Here is a 15,703-nt window from a genome sequence, read left to right as displayed (position 1 = left end):
TCAGTTGTCGCCTTGCTTTGCTGCAGCATCGGCCATCTTTTTCAGTACCACCTTAATATCGGCAGCCATAAGGCCTGCTCGCTGATAACGTTTCTCAGGGTCTTTTTCCAATGCACGCTTCAGCACAATCGACACCCATGGAGCTGTTCGCTTCAGGCCGGGGCGTGTCTGCAGGATATCCGGGTGTGGCTCTGTGGCGATCTGGTACATGATCTGAGTGGCATTTTCTGCCTGAAATGGCAGTTCGCCAGTGAGCATCTGATACAGCACCACGCCCAGAGAGAAAATATCCGAGCGCCCATCAACTCGCTTGCCGGTCACCTGTTCGGGTGACATAAAGCTTGGCGTGCCAACCACCATGCCAGTTTTTGTGCGGCTTGAATTGTTTACCCGGGCGATGCCGAAGTCGGTAATTTTTACCTGCCCTTTTTCCGGATCAAACATCAGGTTTGCCGGTTTGATATCGCGATGCACGATGCTGTTTACGTGAGCATAGTCAAGCGCATCAGCACAACGGCCGATTATGTTCAGCACTTTTATGACCGGCATCAAGCTGTCTGGCTTGGTATAACGAAGAAGATCATGGCCGTGCAGAAACTCCATGGCGATATAGGCCAGATCGTGTTCTTCGCCGGCATCATAGACGGTGACAATGTTCGGGTGGTTGAGCTTGCCAGCTGCCTCCGCTTCGCGGAAAAAGCGTTCTTTCACCTCGGTTAGTTCTTCTTCACCAAACTCTTCTGACAACGCCAGTGTTTTGATCGCTACCACCCGGTTGATTTTTGGATCACGGCCCTGATAAACCACGCCCATGGCGCCGCGGCCAAGTTCTTTTTCTACCTGGTAGCGGCCCAGCATGGGCTTCTCGAAGCTGCTGTCGTCGCCACCGGCCAGCAGGGTATCCGTGGGTGAGCCGCCGCCGCCGGAGCGCATGCCGAAGATAATAGTGTCCTGCGCATCATTAGCGCGTTTGGTGCGCTGGGCGATATCACGGAAAGTTGAGTCATGGCTGGCCATGTATTGGTATACAGCACTGGCTTTATTGAACTGTCGCTTGCGCTCAAAATCCATGGCCAGGTTGTAAAGCAAATCCATCACATCATCGGACAGCGGCACACGGCGGAATTTTTCGAAAGCCATATCCAGCTGGCCCTGCTGCTGGAAAGCAAGGCCGAGCATGCGATTTGATTCGGCGGATTCTTTTTCTGACTTTTCCTTGCCTTGTTCGGTGACCAGGAAATGCTTTGTGGTCAGAGTGAGGTGCCCGACAAACAGTAGCGCTGCCGGTAGGGTCAGAGGAATCCATAGTCCCTGAATGCCAAGCATGACGATTTCTGTACCCAGTAGCGCTACCAGCAGTACGGCGGAAATGCCCGCGCCAAGGCCTGCGCCCAGTCGCGGCAGGGCAAACATCAGATAGATAACAATCAGTAGCAGCATGATCCAACGGCCTGCATTGGCCCAGGATGGCATGACGAAGAAGTCTTCATTGAGAATGCTGGCTACGCTATGAGCCAGAATCTGCACTGGTTCCTGAGCCCGTGGTAAAGGTGTTTTCAGGGATGCACCCAGACCGTAGGCGGTGGCGCCAATAATCACAATTCGGTCTTTGTACTTATCTGCGGACAGGCGGCCACTGTAAACGTCATAAAATGAATCGGTCGAAATGGCAGATTGCTTGTCCGGGTTGCTGTAGAAAAAAGTATTCATGCGCAGGTCATCGCCTGTGCGAATGTTGAGATTGCCCAGACGAACTCCATCGGCGCTGGTGCGGATGTCTTCGGCGCCAAGGTTCAGACTGCGCGCAGCGATCTGCAGGGAAAGGGATGGGTACAGTTCACCGTAATGGTTGACCAACAGGGGCTCGGTGCGAACGCCTCCGTCACTGTCCAGATTGATAATCAAGTGTCCCACTGCCGAAGCGGATTTGGCGAACTCAGGCAGGGGTGGGGTCAGTGACAGGGTGCTCATGGGCATGCCCGGAATTTCTGCGCCTTCTGCTGTGACCTGTTGTTTACTGATGTACGGTGGTACGGGATTGTCAGGCCGGCCGATCGGCACGCCCTGAATCATCTGCATGCCCATTACCACATTGCCGGCCCTCTGGATGCTGCTGGCAAGACGGCTGTCGGTGTCCAGATCAAGACTGGCCTTTTCAAGCTTTTCGCCGAGTACGGTCAGATCATTAAAGTGCAGGTCTTCGGGTTCGCCTTGAGAGAGGGTGCTGTTTTGCCAGAACAGGCGCAGATCGCGGATTTTTGCCAGCCCCGGGTCGGTTTGCGGTTCGGACAGGAAAATGCCCAAACCGATTACTTTAGCCCCGGCATCTTGCAGCTTGTCGATCATCGAACCGAGAATGTCTCGCGGCCAGGGCCAGCGGCCCAGGTTTTCGATGCTTTGATCATCGATGGCCAGTACTGAGATGCGGCTGCCCGGATCACGGTCGGCGCTGCGAACACCAACGTCGTAGGTGGCCAGCTCCAGACTGCCAAGCGGCCCACTGCGGCTTAGCGTGATCATCAATAGAGTGATGACAACGACTGCAAACCAGTCAGTGGTCCAGAATTTCCTTTTCATGTAGTGCCCCGATTAGTGCCCGATCCGAGATTCGGCACCGTCCGGACAAGACGGCGCAAACAAGGCGCATTTATAGCACACCGAGGCGCTCGATGGGTGTCTCGGCTACCATAGTCCACTAGTTGAAGTGAGGAGAGTGACGGGTGTCCGTTGATCCACAGCATGAAGTCTGGATGGCGCAGGCGTTGGAGTTGGCCAAGACTGCCGCAGAGCACGGTGAAGTTCCCGTGGGCGCCCTATTGGTGCGTGATGGAGAGGTTATCGGAGAGGGCTGGAATCAGCCCATTGGCCGCCATGACCCCACCGCCCATGCGGAGGTGGTGGCGTTGCGTGATGCGGCGGCAAGGGTGGGGAATTATCGGTTGGGTGGCAGCGTGCTGTATGTGACCATCGAGCCCTGCACCATGTGTTTCGGCGCCCTCATGCATGCCCGGGTTGGGACCTTGGTTTACGGTGCCCGTGAACCAAGGGCCGGAGTCTGCGGAAGTCAGCTTAGCCTGCCTGCGCAGTATTTCTACAATCACAGGCTTGAGGTAATAGGCGGCGTCATGGCGCAGCAGTCTAGCGCCATGCTGAAGAGTTTCTTCGCGCGCAAGCGCAGATAATTACTGACCGTTGCCCAGCATGGCGACCATATTAGGGCCGTGGCGGTTGGATTCGCTGGCCCATACCAGCAGATCATAGTACTGGCGTATGTGACGCACATAAATCACGGACTGCATGCCGCCGCGGGCATAACCATGGCGGGTATCGCTGTAGTAGTTGGCGTCGCGCAGTAGCGGCAGGCGCTGTTGCACATCACTCCACAGGTCGGGGTTGCCGCCCTGCTTCTGGGTCAGAACTCTGGCGTCTTCCATATGCCCGAAGCCCACATTGTAGGCGGCAACAGCCATCCACATGCGATCCGGGTCCGCAATGCGTGCCGGAATGCGGTCATAGATCTTGCGTAGATAGGCGGCTCCGGCGCGGATGCTTTGCAGGGGGTCGGTGCGGTCAGAGACTCCCATCTCCGCTGCAGTATGCAGGGTTAGCATCATCAGGCCGCGCACCCCGGTGGGTGACACCGCGTTGGCATCCCAAAGTGACTCCTGATAACCCATGGCAGCCAGCAGGCGCCAGTCAAACCCGGACTCCTCCCCGGCGGTCCGAAATGCCTCGGCATAGTTCGGCAGTCGCACATCAAGGTGTTTCAGGAATGAGCGGGAAGAATACAGGTTCATCTGGGCAGCGTTGTGGAAAAAGCGCTGCTCCAGCTTGGCCACGGTGCCATCTGCCTTGCGCTGGGTCAGGAAGCGCTGAGCGGCCAAATAGAGGCTATTGTCGCCGCTTTTGCGCAGTGCCCAGCCTAGCTGCCGCTCCGTCAGCGTGATGCCACCGACTAGCTCCGGGAACAGGGCCTTGTTAAGACGCCAGGAGTTTTCATCAACGATGGCCAGATCAAAGTAGCCCTCATCGACCAGATTGAGCAGCTTTTCGGTGCTCACGTCATGGATCGCTTGAAAACGCAGATCCTGACCATGACGAATCAGCTCGCGTATTGACTCTTCCTGCCCGCTGCCAGCCAGTACCGCAATGTGTTTGCCATTGAGGTCGGCGAGAGAGGCGGGACGGGCCTCGCCACTGCGCGAGATCATCTGGTCGCCATTATTCATATAGCTGCCAGTAAAACGCAGTCGCTCTTGTCTCTCCGGAGTGATTGCCAGAGCCGCTGCGGCGATATCCGCTTCACCGTTACGCACCATATCGATCAGTGAGGGCAGGCTGTCTGCTTTGACCATGCGCAAGGATACGCCCAGCTCATCAGCGAAGGAGCGGGCCAGCTGGTATTCAAAGCCGGTATCGCCGTGTTGATCCTGATACCAGGTTGCCGGGGAGGGGCGAGAAACGACAACCAGCTCGCCGCTGGCAATTACTCGGTCCAGATCAGAGGGCACACTACGCATAGCGAGTAGCACGGCTACCACGCCAATCAGTGCCGCCGGCAATAGCAGGTGCCGGCTTTGTCTTAGTAGTGCGCTCATCATCCGGTTCGTTCCTCTGCTGGTAGTGCCAGTCAGGCCGGTACAGCCGCTTTCAACCGTGATTCTTCCTGAACCACCGGTACTTGAGGGTCGTTGTGAGACCCCCGTCACTAAACAGGTGCGAACTCTATCAGTGTGCTGGCGACCCCTTCTCCGCCTATTGTTGGACAATACTCAGGTTTATCAGTCATTTAACAATTTTGAGCCTTTTGCCGGAGATACTGCCTCGGGCAAGGGTAGGAGGGTGTTGATTGGCCTCCTACCCGGGCGCTAAATCCCGTATCATTGCGCCTCCTCGCAATTCCCCAGCCAGAAGGCCTCGCATGCTGATACTGCCCGGTAGTTCCGCTCTGTCTCCATTCCGCAAGGAAAAGCTGTTGCAGGCGCATCCCGCCGTGATCGACCTTGGTTGTTGCTTTGTTCACTTTGTTGATCTGGCTGAGCCACTCAGCGATGACCAGCAGCAGGTGCTCGGTAAGTTGCTCCAATATGGCCCTGCGGGCGTCAATGAAGAGATGCAGGGCGAGCAATTTGTCGTGGTGCCACGTCCGGGCACCATTTCACCCTGGTCGTCAAAGGCCACGGATATCTGTCACAACGCCGGCCTGCAGGCGGTGCATCGGGTAGAGCGCGGAATCGAGTTCCGGGCTCACTTTGCTGCCGATGCCACGGAGGAGCAAAGAGCTGCATTTTGCGCAGCCATCCATGACCGCATGACCCAGACAGTGCTGGGAACACTTGAAGAGGCACAGGCGCTGTTTGCCCAACATCAGCCAAAGTCACTCAGCCGTATCGATGTGCTGGGTGGCGGTAAAGCCGCATTGGAGCAGGCTAACAGTGATCTGGGTCTGGCTCTGGCGGAAGACGAGATCGATTACCTTGTCGAACAGTTTCAGCGTCTTCAGCGCAACCCCACGGATGCTGAGTTGATGATGTTTGCCCAGGCAAACTCGGAGCATTGTCGGCACAAGATTTTCAATGCGGATTGGTTAATTGATGGTGAGCAGCAGGACATCAGTCTGTTCGGCATGATCCGCAACACCTACAAGGTCAGCCCTGAAGGCGTGCTGTCGGCCTATAGCGATAACTCCTCGGTCATTGAAGGCTCACAGGCGCAGCGTTTTTTTGCTGATCCGGATTCACATCAGTACGGGTTCGTCGACGAGCCTGTGCATATCCTGATGAAGGTGGAAACCCATAACCATCCGACTGCTATCGCGCCACACCCCGGAGCGGCCACTGGCTCCGGTGGAGAGATTCGTGATGAAGGGGCTACCGGTCGTGGTTCCAAGCCAAAGGCTGGCCTGACTGGCTTTTCCGTTTCCAACCTGAATATTCCCGGCTTTGCCCAGCCTTGGGAAACCGCCTATGGCAAGCCGGAGCGTATTGCATCCGCTCTGGATATCATGATTGAAGGTCCCCTTGGCGGCGCTGCATTCAATAACGAATTTGGTCGGCCCAACCTCAACGGTTATTTCCGTACCTTGGAAATTGAAGCGCCGGGAGTTAGCGGTGATGAAATACGCGGGTACCACAAGCCCATTATGATTGCCGGTGGTGTTGGCAATATTCGTGGTCAGCATGTGGAAAAACATCGCATTCCTCCGGGAGCAAAAATTATCGTTTTGGGTGGGCCTGCATTGCTCATCGGCCTTGGCGGCGGTGCGGCTTCGTCAATGGCTTCCGGGCAAAGCGCGGAAGCGTTGGACTTTGCTTCGGTGCAGCGAGATAACCCGGAAATTGAACGCCGTTGCCAGGAAGTGATTGATTGCTGCTGGGCCTATGGTGAGCGCAACCCGATTATTTCCATCCATGATGTCGGTGCCGGTGGCTTATCCAATGCGTTGCCGGAACTGGTACATGATGCGGATCGGGGCGCTGTTCTGGAGCTGCGTCGCATACCCTGCGATGAGCCCGGCATGAGCCCGGTAGAGATCTGGTGCAATGAGGCCCAGGAACGCTATGTGATGGCGGTCAGTGCGGAGGACTTGCCACGCTTCGCAGAAATTTGTCAGCGGGAGCGCGCGCCTTTTGCGGTGCTTGGCGAGGCGACAGAAGAAGAGCATCTGAAGGTTTCTGATGAGCTGCTCGCCGATGCGCCGGTGGACCTGCCGATGAATGTGCTGTTTGGCAAACCACCAAAAATGCTACGCGAATTTGATCGCACTGATTTTCAGCGAAGCAGTTTTTCGGTCAGTGGCATTGAGCTGCGCGACGCTGTACAGCGAGTGCTGCAGCTGCCCACGGTAGCCAGCAAGAGCTTCCTGATTACCATTGGTGACCGTTCTGTAACGGGCCTGGTGAATCGCGAACAGATGGTCGGCCCGTGGCAGGTGCCGGTGGCAGATTGTGCGGTTACCGCCAGTGGTTATACCGCCTATACCGGCGAAGCCATGGCCATGGGTGAGCGCACACCATTGGCGCTGATTGATGCAGCAGCCTCTGGCCGTATGGCCGTGGCCGAGTCGATCACCAATATTGCCGCTGCCGATATCGGTGACCTGAGCAAGATCAAGCTGTCCGCCAACTGGATGGCTGCAGCCGGTCACCCGGGTGAAGATCAGAACCTTTTTGATACGGTTCAGGCTGTCGGCATGGAACTTTGCCCGGCTTTGGGTATTGCCATTCCGGTGGGCAAGGACTCTCTGTCCATGCGTACCCTTTGGCAGGATCACGGCATCAAGAAATCTGTCACTGCGCCTTTGTCGCTGATCGTTTCAGCGTTTGCACCGGTGACGGATATTCGCAATACGCTGACCCCGCAATTGCGTACTGAGCCAGACACCGTGCTACTGCTACTTGATCTGGGTCGTGGCCAAAACCGTCTGGGTGGCTCGGCCCTGGCACAGGTATACGGCAAGGTCGGCGAGGTGGCTCCGGATTTGGATGATCCTGCCTTGCTCAGCAATTTCTTCAGCGTCACTCAAAGGCTGTTGTCTGAACAGCTTCTGCTGGCCTACCACGATCGTTCTGACGGCGGCCTGCTGGTGTCATTTGTTGAGATGATCTTTGCCGGGCGTGTGGGTGCTGATCTGGTACTTGATAATATTGCCGGAGATAACGAAGAAGCGATTGCTGCTTTGTTCTCCGAGGAGCTGGGGGCGGTGATTCAGGTGCGTGCTGATCAGGCCGATTATGTCATTGCCGCCTATGCGGAAACCGGTCTTGGCGAGTGTGTTCACCGTATTGGCGAGCTCAATGCAGAAGATGTTCTGCGAGTGCGTTTGGGCGGCGCTATTCTTATGGAAACCCCGCGCCGTGATCTGCATCGCTACTGGGCAGAAACCAGTTACCGCATCCAGGCTTTGCGCGATAACCCAAACTGCGCCCAGCAGGAGTTTGATGCTATTCCGGATGCTAATGATCCGGGCCTCAATGTGCGCCTGACCTTTGATATGAGTGAAGATGTGGCGGCGCCTTTTGCCGGTGGTGCTCGACCAAAGGTGGCAGTTCTCCGCGAGCAGGGCGTTAACGGCCATGTTGAAATGGCTGCTGTGTTTCAGCGTGCTGGCTTCGACGCCTATGACGTACATATGAGTGACTTGCTGGCGGGCCGTGTGAAGCTTGCTGATTTCCGCGGGCTGGTTGCCTGTGGCGGCTTCTCCTATGGGGACGTGTTGGGCGCCGGAGAAGGCTGGGCTAAAACCATTTTGTATAACCTGGATCTGCGTGAGGCATTCAGCGCCTTCTTTGCCCGCTCCGACACCTTTGCCTTGGGTGTGTGTAATGGCTGCCAGATGCTCTCCGCACTTAAAGAGCTGATTCCTGGTACCGAGCATTGGCCCCGTTTTGTGCGTAACCAGTCAGAGCAGTTTGAGGCGCGCACTGCGTTGGTGGAAATCACCCCATCACCGTCAATTTTCCTCGATGGCATGGCTGGTACACGGCTGCCCATTGCAGTGGCCCATGGTGAAGGTCGGGTAGAAATCAGTGATGCTAATTTCCGCACCTGTGTGGACCAGCAGTTGCTTGCGTTGCGCTATATCGATTCTTTCGGTAATGCGGCGGTGAACTATCCGGCTAACCCCAATGGCTCGATTGCCGGTGCCACCGGTTTCACCACAGCGGATGGCCGGGTAACGATCATGATGCCGCACCCGGAGCGGGTATTCCGGGTGGTACAGCAAAGCTGGTGCCCGGATGAGTGGAAGCAGTTCGAGAATGCGCCCTGGTTCCGAATGTTTGCCAATGCACGCAAGTGGGTGGGGTAAGCAGATGCCGGAAAAAAAGTGGGGGCCATTTGAGCTGCTCTCGGCCCATGACAGTGATGTGCCGCAAACCTTTGTTATCCGTCGGCGCATCGCAGCCGCCATGCAGCAGTTATCTGAGCGCTTGATACGGGTTGAAGCGGATGATGCAGACCTTGAGCAATGGGCGACCACGCTGGAAGGTCTGCTAGAGACCATGGGCACCCCGCCGCGCCGTAACACCCGTGAGGCGAACCGTCGCCTGTTCACCGGTCAGGCCAGTACTTTTGACGTGTTTGACATGATGGACTATGACCCGGTCGGCGGTCTGTCCAATCCCATTGCCCCTCAGCTGCGCTGGCGGACACAGACGGCGGAAGGGGTGGAAGGCCAGATCAGTCTTGGCGAGCATTATCAGGGTCCCCCTGGCCGAGTACATGGCGGCGTGATTGCATGGATCCTTGATGCGCTTTTGTCCCGCGCCATGCATGCCGCGTTGAAGATCGGTGTTACCGGCACCCTGAATATTCGCTACATGGCTTCGACGCCTATTGATACTCAGCTGCGATGCACTGCACGTATCGTGCGCATGGAAGGCCGCAAGATGTTTATCGAGGGGGCAATTTTTAACGGCGAACAGCAGACAGTGCAGGCGGAAGGCATTTTTCTGCAACCGGACTTCAGTAAACGCAAATGAGCGAGCGCTACCACTTTTCCCAGATCCGCGTTGGCGAGATGCCACAGCCGACCGAAGAAACGGTACTGCGTCGTGATATTGCCGGCTCAATGAAATCCATCACCGAAGAACTTGTGCGGATGGATGCCTCAAGGGATGAACTGGCTGGCTATGCCGCCGAGCTGGCAGCCTTGGCAGACCGTATTCGGCAACATGACAAGCGCGATTTCCCGGCCATGCTGGGGCGCCTTTTTCAGGGCGAGGCCAGCCGACAGGATTTGCTCGATGTGCTTGATTTCGAAATTCTTACCGGCCACTCGACAACGTTGTCGTTGCCGTTAGAGTTGTGGCTCGATGGACAGATGGTTCGTGGCAAGGCTAACTACGGAGTGCCGTGGCAGGGGCCGCCCGGGCGGGTGCATGGTGGCGTACTGGCCCTGACCATGGATATTCTGCTGGCGAAGACGCAGGACTTCTTTCCTAATCTGGGTATGACGGGCACGCTCACCTTGCGTTACTTGGCCGCTACACCCTTGAATACTGATGTCACTCTTGAGGCGAGCGTGCAGCGCATCGAAGGGCGCAAACTATTTTGCCAGGGTCGTGTGCTGGTCGGGGAACGGGTTTCCGTTGAGGCCAGCGGAGTCTGGATCAGTGCCGGTGGCGACTACCAGTGGAAGGAGGAGTTCAAGCCACAATGAGCCTGCTCAAGCTGTGCTTTTATGTGCCTGCGGATAGCCTCGAGGAGGTAAAGGCTGCAGTATTTGCTGCCGGTGCAGGGCGGATTGGCAACTACGACTGCTGCGCATGGCAGGTCCCGGGTGAGGGCCAGTTCCGGCCCCTGGCAGGCAGCAACCCGCATATTGGTGAGCACGGAGTTATCGAAAAAGTTGTTGAGTACCGTGTCGAAATGATCTGCCAACAATCCTGTCTGCAAGCGGCTTTGCAGGCGTTGCGTCAGTCCCATCCTTATGAGGAGCCGGCTATTGATGTCTGGCGCCTCGAAGCCGTCTGACTGGGACGGCTGTTATGCCTAGACCTGTGTTGGCTCGGTGCTCCGGCCGGTCCAGGCAAGAATTTCATCTTTGTGCCGTCGCACCAGATTGCGTCCTTCAGTAATTGCCTCGCCGGCGCGGTGGAAATCAATCAGAGCGAAATCTTCTAGTTGTGGCAGCAGTGATATCTCTGCCGGATCACCGGCCATGCGGCTGCGGGTAATACGATCCTGCATGATATTGATGCTGGCGGACATGACGTCGAGCATACCCGGTTCAGCATTCTCATCTTCAGAGGCGAAGTAGCTGGCAAACTTTTGCCACAGGGTGTTTTCCTCTGCGTTCGACCGCCTCATTTCCTTGTCTACTTCTGCCCGGCTGTTGCGCGGCATATGGGCGCCGACCAGCTGGGCGTTCAGGTTGACGGCAATGACCACGTCGGCGCCGAGAGCGCGGCAGGCAGAAACCGGCACGGGGTTAACCAGGCCGCCATCCAACATCCACCGATCATTAATCTGTACCGGTGAAAAAACGCCGGGCAGGGCACAGGATGCTCTTGCCGCGCGCAGCACCGGCCCGTGGCGAAGCCAGATTTCCCGGCCGCTTTTCATCTCCGTGGCGATGCTGACGAATTTCTTTTCCAGTGATTCGATGTCAGGGTTGCGATGCTTTTCGCGAAAAAAGCCGAATAGCTTTTCCCCCTTGACCACGCCACCGGAGAAGCTGATATCCAGCAGTCCAAACACATCGCGCATAGTCAGGGTCTGAACCCACTCGGCAAAGTCATCCAGTTGTCCGGTGACATATACCGCACCGACCAGTGCGCCGATGGATGTGCCAGCCACTACCTGAGGGTGAACACCCAGCTGCTCCAGTTCCTGAATAACGCCGATATGTGCCCAGCCGCGCGCCGATCCGCTGCCTAGTGCCAGGCCAATTACCGGCCCCTTGCTGGTCATGCTTGCTCTCCGATCAGGCAGGTGGCCAGCTCGCCGTTGATGCGTAGATTGCAACGGCGTAGCACCTCGCGTTGTTGGGCGCAGTCCATGCGGCCCCAATAGCTGATTTCACGTCCAGTGCGGAAGCAGCCGACGCAGACATCATCCCCATCCAGAGCGCAGATGCTCACACAGGGGGAAGGGACTACTTCAGGCAATTCATTGCTGTGGGAATCGGTCATCTACAACGAGCTCTCGGGCATAGCGTTTACTGTTTTCCACATAATGAATGGCGCTCATCTGCAGCATCATGCGCTGGCCATCGCTGACCGGTTTGACCACCTTTGCGGGTGAGCCGAATACCAGAGAGTTATCCGGAATCTCCATGCCCTCCGGTACCAGCGAGTTGGCGCCAATAATACAGTTTTTGCCGATTTTGGCCCGGTTGAGAATCACAGCGTTGATGCCGATTAGCGAGTAATCGCCGATCTCGCAGCCATGCAACATGACCTTGTGGCCAACAGTGACGCCCTTGCCAATGTTTAACGGGATGCCGCTGTCGGTGTGCAGCACGGAGCCGTCCTGAATATTGCTGTCATCACCGATGCGAATGACATCGTTATCGGCGCGCAGCACGCAGTTGAACCAGATGCTGACGTTGTTACCAAGGACAACGGATCCAATCACACTGGCATTATCGGCAATCCATACGTCGTCGCCCGCTTCCAGCTGGCGATCACCGAGCTTATATATCATGGGTTTCTCTCAGGCAGATTCTTCGAAAGGGATATCAGCGTCGAATACATTGTTGAGCAGGTCAAGGATCATGAAGGCGGTCAGACCCCAGATGCGCTTGTCACCGAAGTGATAGGTCGGGATGCGGAAGCGCTTGCCGTAGAATTCCATGGGGCTGGACAGGTCCGGGCGGGTGTCGAGGAAAAACTCCAGCGGCACCCGGAAAATCTGGTCAATTTCACGCTCTTCGGCCAGCAGGGCAATATCATGGGGAATAATGCCGACAAAGGGCGTGACCTTCATGCCGAAGCGGGATGCCAAGGGTGATAGTTGGCCCAGAACCTCAACCTGACCTGGTGGCAGGCCCACTTCCTCGTGGCTTTCCCGCAGAGCAGTGCTGAGCAGGTCAGCGTCTGAAGGATCACGTTTGCCACCCGGAAAGGCGACTTCACCGGCGTGGGTCGGCATGCCCGCTGAGCGTACCGTCAAAATCAGCTCAGGAGCCGACTGATCGGTGAACGGCATGAGCACGGCCGCCTCCGGCAGCTGCACGGGAAAATCCCGCAGCCGGTAGTCCTGAAGCTTGTGTCGGATCAGATCCAGGGTATCCACGGTCCACCTGTAAGTTTCAAACGCCAGTTTGAACTTCCAGTTGACCTCGGGCAAGGCCAAAAGGTTCAGCGCCGGTTTTCCGCTGAGCCTCCCGGACGGTTACACTGGTTTATTCAGAGGGAGGACAGATGAAGTATTGCAGCCAGTGCGGTAGCCAGCAGATCCGTTACGACATTCCCGAGGGGGACAACCGGCCCCGCTACTGGTGTCCGGATTGCAGCACCATCCACTACCAAAACCCGAAGATCATTGTTGGTGCGGTGCCGGTCTGGCAGGGCAGGATTCTGCTATGCAAGCGGGCCATCGAGCCACGCAAAGGCTATTGGACCTTGCCCGCCGGGTTTATGGAGAACGGCGAAACCATGCAAGAAGGTGCCGCCCGTGAGACCTGGGAGGAGGCATGTGCCAGTGTCGCGGTGAAGGATTTGTACGCTATGTACAATTTGCCGCACATCTATCAGGTGTATGTGTTCTTTCTCGCAGATATGCTCAATGGGGAATACGGGGTGGGAGAAGAGTCCAGCGATGCCGGGCTATATCTGCCAGAGGAGATTCCCTGGGATCAACTGGCGTTTCCCACGGTCAGCCGGACCCTCAAGTATTTTATTGAAGACATGAAGACAGGCCAGTACCCCATCCGGGTGCAAGATATTGCTCCGCTAGGACGTAAGCCAGCGGAAGACTGAGCAGGAGATTCACTGATGTTGGTTGCAAGGCGAGTGATGATGTTTCTGGCCGTTGGTCTGCTGGCGGCTTGTTCCGAGCCGCCGCAATCCGCTTCCCCCGGCCAGCCGGAGAAGGCTGGGCCTGAGCCTGAGCAGAATCAATCTGGCTACGATCCAGTGGCGGTAAAGCAGCTTGGTGCAGCCAGTTTGCTACCTTTCAAACAGCAGCTCATGCAGGCACTGCAACGTGGCATGCAGCAGGGTGCAGAAAATGCCATCGATGTTTGTCGTCTGCAAGCGCCAGCCATTGCGGCGTCAGTTAGTGGTGATGGGATCGAGATAGGGCGCAGTAGTCATCGATTAAGAAATCCGGCCAACGCGCCAACTGACTGGCAGCAGCAAGCCATAGACCATTATCTGGGTGGCGAAGATCGTGACTCAATGGTGATTGATCTGGGTAGCGACAGGGTTGGCTACGTGGAGCCGATTGTTGCCGCTCCCATGTGCCTTGCATGTCACGGTAGCAAGTTGTCTGCACCAGTGACTCAGGCGCTATCCGCCCATTATCCGGATGATCAGGCCACTGGCTTTGCCGCCGGCGACCTGCGCGGGATTTTCTGGGTCAGTCTGCCGCTTGCTCAAGCGTCAGCAGGCAACGGCGAATAACCCGGGCAGATACGTAGGCGGCAGTCAGCCCAATCTCCCTTGGCCCCCTATTGGGGGTGTGAACATAAGCCGTCTGTTCGCGGTTATAAGCATGTTCGTACTGTTCTTCCCAATGTTCGTTGAGCACGTTTACGCTTTCCAGATTGAGTTCTCGCACGCGGCGATGGGCGAAACCGCAGATGCGCTCCCGTGAGCCCGGGCGCCAGGATTCATAGCCTATCTGCAGATAGCCGTCTTCACTGCGCGTGCTGAAATAGCCGTAGGGCTCTTGGCCGTTGTGCGGCTGATAACCTGCGCATCCAGACAGAGATAGAACGAGGCCGGCCGTGAGCATTCGCAGAGCAGGTCTACTCATCGTTATTGGTTCTTTAGCATGCTGATATGTCGGGCCCGTACTGCTTTAACCATGTTGTCTTTCACCTGCATGATTTCCAGCAGGTAGTCGCCAATACGCAGTGATGTATTGCTGTCCGGAATATTTTCCAGATGTTCGAGGATAAGGCCATTGAGAGTTTTCGGGCCGTCTGTTGGAAGCTCCCAGTTAAGGGCCTTGTTTATATCGCGCAAATGAGCGGTGCCGTCGATGACCAGACTGCCGTCTTCTTGAGGGTGGATTTCATCACTGGATGCAGCAAGGTCGGTGGTGAATTCGCCGACGATTTCTTCAAGAATGTCTTCCAGGGTAATCAGGCCTAGCACATCGCCATACTCGTCAACCACCACGCCAATGCGTCGCTTAACGTTCTGGAAGTTGATTAGCTGCTGATGCAGCGGTGTGCCCTCCGGAACATAGTATGGCTCCACGGCGTGCTGGATGATTTCCGCTTTGTTGATCTCTTCGCGTAGTAGCAGCCGGGTCATTTTGCGCAAGTGCAGAATGCCTACCATATTGCCCGGATCGCCGCGGTAAACCGGCAGGCGGGTGTGCTGTGAGCTGCGCAATGTCTCAATGATGTCGCCGACATCTTCCTCGATATCAATGCCAACCATCTCATTGCGCGGGATCATAATGTCTTCAACAGTGGCTTTTTCCAGATCAAGAATGCTCAGTAGCATGCGCTGGTGAGTTTCTGGAATCAGGCCGCCTGCTTCGTTGACCACTGTGCGTAATTCCTCTGCAGACAGGTGGTCGCTGCGTTGCTTTTCTGTGTTAACGCCGAGTAATTTCAACAGCGCATTACCGATGCCGTTAACCAGCCATATCAGAGGGGTGAACGGGATATACAGCGGTCTGAGTATCAGGCTGGCGGGGAAGGCGATTTTTTCCGGACGCAAAGCGGCAAAGGTCTTTGGTGTGACCTCAGCAAAGATCAGCATCAAAATAGTTATGGCAACCGGTGCCAGAGCCGTGCCGAGCTCGCCAAACAGGTACAGGCCAAGCAGGGTGGCTAAGGTTGCAGCGGCGTTATTGACGAAATTGTTACCTATCAAGATCACGCCAAGCAGCTGATCTGGCCGCTTCAGCATTTTCTCAACCCGAATGGCGGCGCGGTTCCCCTGACGGGCAAGGTGACGCAGGCGGTAGCGGTTTAGGGCCACCATGCCGGTCTCGCTGCTGGAGAAGAAGGCGGATAGAAGTATCAGTACAAAGATGGCGCCAGCGAGTAACGCCGGATAGGAGCTGTCCAAGA

At 56.4% G+C, this 15,703-nt stretch carries 15 protein-coding genes; 7 read left to right on the top strand and 8 right to left on the bottom strand.

Annotated elements, in window-relative coordinates; genetic code table 11:
- The gene (locus J1C54_RS10655) at positions 1–2,577 is read right to left on the bottom strand and encodes a CHASE2 domain-containing serine/threonine-protein kinase (RefSeq protein WP_229147286.1); all 2,577 of its coding nucleotides are present in this window, start codon (positions 2,575–2,577) and stop codon (positions 1–3) included.
- Between the two features lie 143 nt (positions 2,578–2,720).
- Here J1C54_RS10655 and tadA point away from each other — a divergent pair, with 143 nt between their 5' ends.
- The gene (gene tadA, locus J1C54_RS10650; RefSeq protein ID WP_370635646.1) at positions 2,721–3,182 is read left to right on the top strand and encodes a tRNA adenosine(34) deaminase TadA; all 462 of its coding nucleotides are present in this window, start codon (positions 2,721–2,723) and stop codon (positions 3,180–3,182) included.
- Here the strand turns inward: tadA and mltF are convergent, their stop codons facing one another.
- Complete coding sequence (gene mltF / locus J1C54_RS10645) at positions 3,183–4,601, bottom strand: membrane-bound lytic murein transglycosylase MltF (RefSeq protein ID WP_229147284.1); 1,419 nt, start codon at positions 4,599–4,601, stop codon at positions 3,183–3,185.
- Positions 4,602–4,921: 320 nt separating this feature from the next.
- On the opposite strand from mltF, the gene purL reads away from it, so the two are divergent.
- The 4 genes from purL to J1C54_RS10625 are packed head-to-tail and all read left to right on the top strand — an operon-like array spanning position 4,922 to position 10,476.
- Positions 4,922–8,809: a phosphoribosylformylglycinamidine synthase gene (gene purL, locus J1C54_RS10640; protein WP_229147281.1), complete on the top strand. Its 3,888-nt coding sequence runs from the start codon at positions 4,922–4,924 to the stop codon at positions 8,807–8,809.
- A 4-nt stretch (positions 8,810–8,813) separates the two neighbouring features.
- Positions 8,814–9,482: a PaaI family thioesterase gene (locus J1C54_RS10635; protein ID WP_229147279.1), complete on the top strand. Its 669-nt coding sequence runs from the start codon at positions 8,814–8,816 to the stop codon at positions 9,480–9,482.
- Positions 9,479–10,162 (top strand): PaaI family thioesterase, encoded by a 684-nt coding sequence (locus J1C54_RS10630; protein WP_229147277.1) that lies wholly within the window; start codon positions 9,479–9,481, stop codon positions 10,160–10,162. The genes J1C54_RS10635 and J1C54_RS10630 overlap by 4 nt, the downstream gene beginning before the upstream one ends.
- Complete coding sequence (locus J1C54_RS10625; RefSeq protein ID WP_304504405.1) at positions 10,159–10,476, top strand: YqfO family protein; 318 nt, start codon at positions 10,159–10,161, stop codon at positions 10,474–10,476. The genes J1C54_RS10630 and J1C54_RS10625 overlap by 4 nt, the downstream gene beginning before the upstream one ends.
- An 18-nt stretch (positions 10,477–10,494) precedes the next feature.
- Here J1C54_RS10625 and rssA read toward each other — a convergent pair whose 3' ends face one another.
- From rssA to J1C54_RS10605, 4 genes are read right to left on the bottom strand one after another with little or no spacing between them, the layout of a single operon-like run.
- Positions 10,495–11,415 carry a patatin-like phospholipase RssA gene (gene rssA / locus J1C54_RS10620; protein ID WP_229147275.1) on the bottom strand — a complete coding sequence of 307 codons (921 nt, stop codon included), beginning with the start codon at positions 11,413–11,415 and terminating at the stop codon, positions 10,495–10,497.
- Positions 11,412–11,636 (bottom strand): DUF1289 domain-containing protein, encoded by a 225-nt coding sequence (locus J1C54_RS10615; protein ID WP_229147273.1) that lies wholly within the window; start codon positions 11,634–11,636, stop codon positions 11,412–11,414. Before J1C54_RS10615 ends, rssA begins: the two co-directional genes overlap by 4 nt.
- Entirely contained in the window at positions 11,614–12,150 is a 537-nt protein-coding gene (locus J1C54_RS10610) for a gamma carbonic anhydrase family protein (RefSeq protein WP_229147270.1), read from the bottom strand. The genes J1C54_RS10615 and J1C54_RS10610 overlap by 23 nt, the downstream gene beginning before the upstream one ends.
- 9 nt (positions 12,151–12,159) lie before the next feature.
- Complete coding sequence (locus J1C54_RS10605; RefSeq protein WP_229147266.1) at positions 12,160–12,741, bottom strand: CoA pyrophosphatase; 582 nt, start codon at positions 12,739–12,741, stop codon at positions 12,160–12,162.
- A gap of 128 nt (positions 12,742–12,869) precedes the next feature.
- Between J1C54_RS10605 and J1C54_RS10600 the strand changes: the two genes are divergently transcribed.
- Positions 12,870–13,427, top strand: coding sequence for an NUDIX hydrolase (locus tag J1C54_RS10600; RefSeq protein WP_229147262.1), 558 nt, complete (start codon positions 12,870–12,872; stop codon positions 13,425–13,427).
- 15 nt (positions 13,428–13,442) lie between these two features.
- Entirely contained in the window at positions 13,443–14,072 is a 630-nt protein-coding gene (locus J1C54_RS10595) for a DUF3365 domain-containing protein (protein ID WP_229147261.1), read from the top strand.
- On the opposite strand, the gene J1C54_RS10590 is transcribed toward J1C54_RS10595, so the two are convergent.
- Positions 14,029–14,427 carry a hypothetical protein gene (locus tag J1C54_RS10590; RefSeq protein ID WP_229147258.1) on the bottom strand — a complete coding sequence of 133 codons (399 nt, stop codon included), beginning with the start codon at positions 14,425–14,427 and terminating at the stop codon, positions 14,029–14,031. The genes J1C54_RS10595 and J1C54_RS10590 overlap by 44 nt on opposite strands.
- A 2-nt stretch (positions 14,428–14,429) precedes the next feature.
- The gene (locus tag J1C54_RS10585; protein ID WP_229147257.1) at positions 14,430–15,701 is read right to left on the bottom strand and encodes an HlyC/CorC family transporter; all 1,272 of its coding nucleotides are present in this window, start codon (positions 15,699–15,701) and stop codon (positions 14,430–14,432) included.
- Positions 15,702–15,703: the final 2 nt, after the last annotated feature.

The sequence above is a fragment of the Alcanivorax sp. 1008 genome (assembly GCF_020667895.1).
GTDB lineage: Bacteria > Pseudomonadota > Gammaproteobacteria > Pseudomonadales > Alcanivoracaceae > PGZG01.
Note: the sequence above shows the minus strand (reverse complement) of the source record. Positions and strands in the feature narration are given on the sequence as shown.

Coding starts and splice junctions, on each gene's coding strand:
- J1C54_RS10655 (WP_229147286.1), bottom strand. CDS start 2,577: ATGAAAAGGAAATTCTGGACCACTGACTGGTTTGCAGTCGTTGTCATC.
- mltF (WP_229147284.1), bottom strand. CDS start 4,601: ATGATGAGCGCACTACTAAGACAAAGCCGGCACCTGCTATTGCCGGCG.
- purL (WP_229147281.1), top strand. CDS start 4,922: ATGCTGATACTGCCCGGTAGTTCCGCTCTGTCTCCATTCCGCAAGGAA.
- J1C54_RS10635 (WP_229147279.1), top strand. CDS start 8,814: ATGCCGGAAAAAAAGTGGGGGCCATTTGAGCTGCTCTCGGCCCATGAC.
- J1C54_RS10630 (WP_229147277.1), top strand. CDS start 9,479: ATGAGCGAGCGCTACCACTTTTCCCAGATCCGCGTTGGCGAGATGCCA.
- J1C54_RS10625 (WP_304504405.1), top strand. CDS start 10,159: ATGAGCCTGCTCAAGCTGTGCTTTTATGTGCCTGCGGATAGCCTCGAG.
- rssA (WP_229147275.1), bottom strand. CDS start 11,415: ATGACCAGCAAGGGGCCGGTAATTGGCCTGGCACTAGGCAGCGGATCG.
- J1C54_RS10615 (WP_229147273.1), bottom strand. CDS start 11,636: ATGACCGATTCCCACAGCAATGAATTGCCTGAAGTAGTCCCTTCCCCC.
- J1C54_RS10610 (WP_229147270.1), bottom strand. CDS start 12,150: ATGATATATAAGCTCGGTGATCGCCAGCTGGAAGCGGGCGACGACGTA.
- J1C54_RS10600 (WP_229147262.1), top strand. CDS start 12,870: ATGAAGTATTGCAGCCAGTGCGGTAGCCAGCAGATCCGTTACGACATT.
- J1C54_RS10595 (WP_229147261.1), top strand. CDS start 13,443: ATGTTGGTTGCAAGGCGAGTGATGATGTTTCTGGCCGTTGGTCTGCTG.
- J1C54_RS10590 (WP_229147258.1), bottom strand. CDS start 14,427: ATGAGTAGACCTGCTCTGCGAATGCTCACGGCCGGCCTCGTTCTATCT.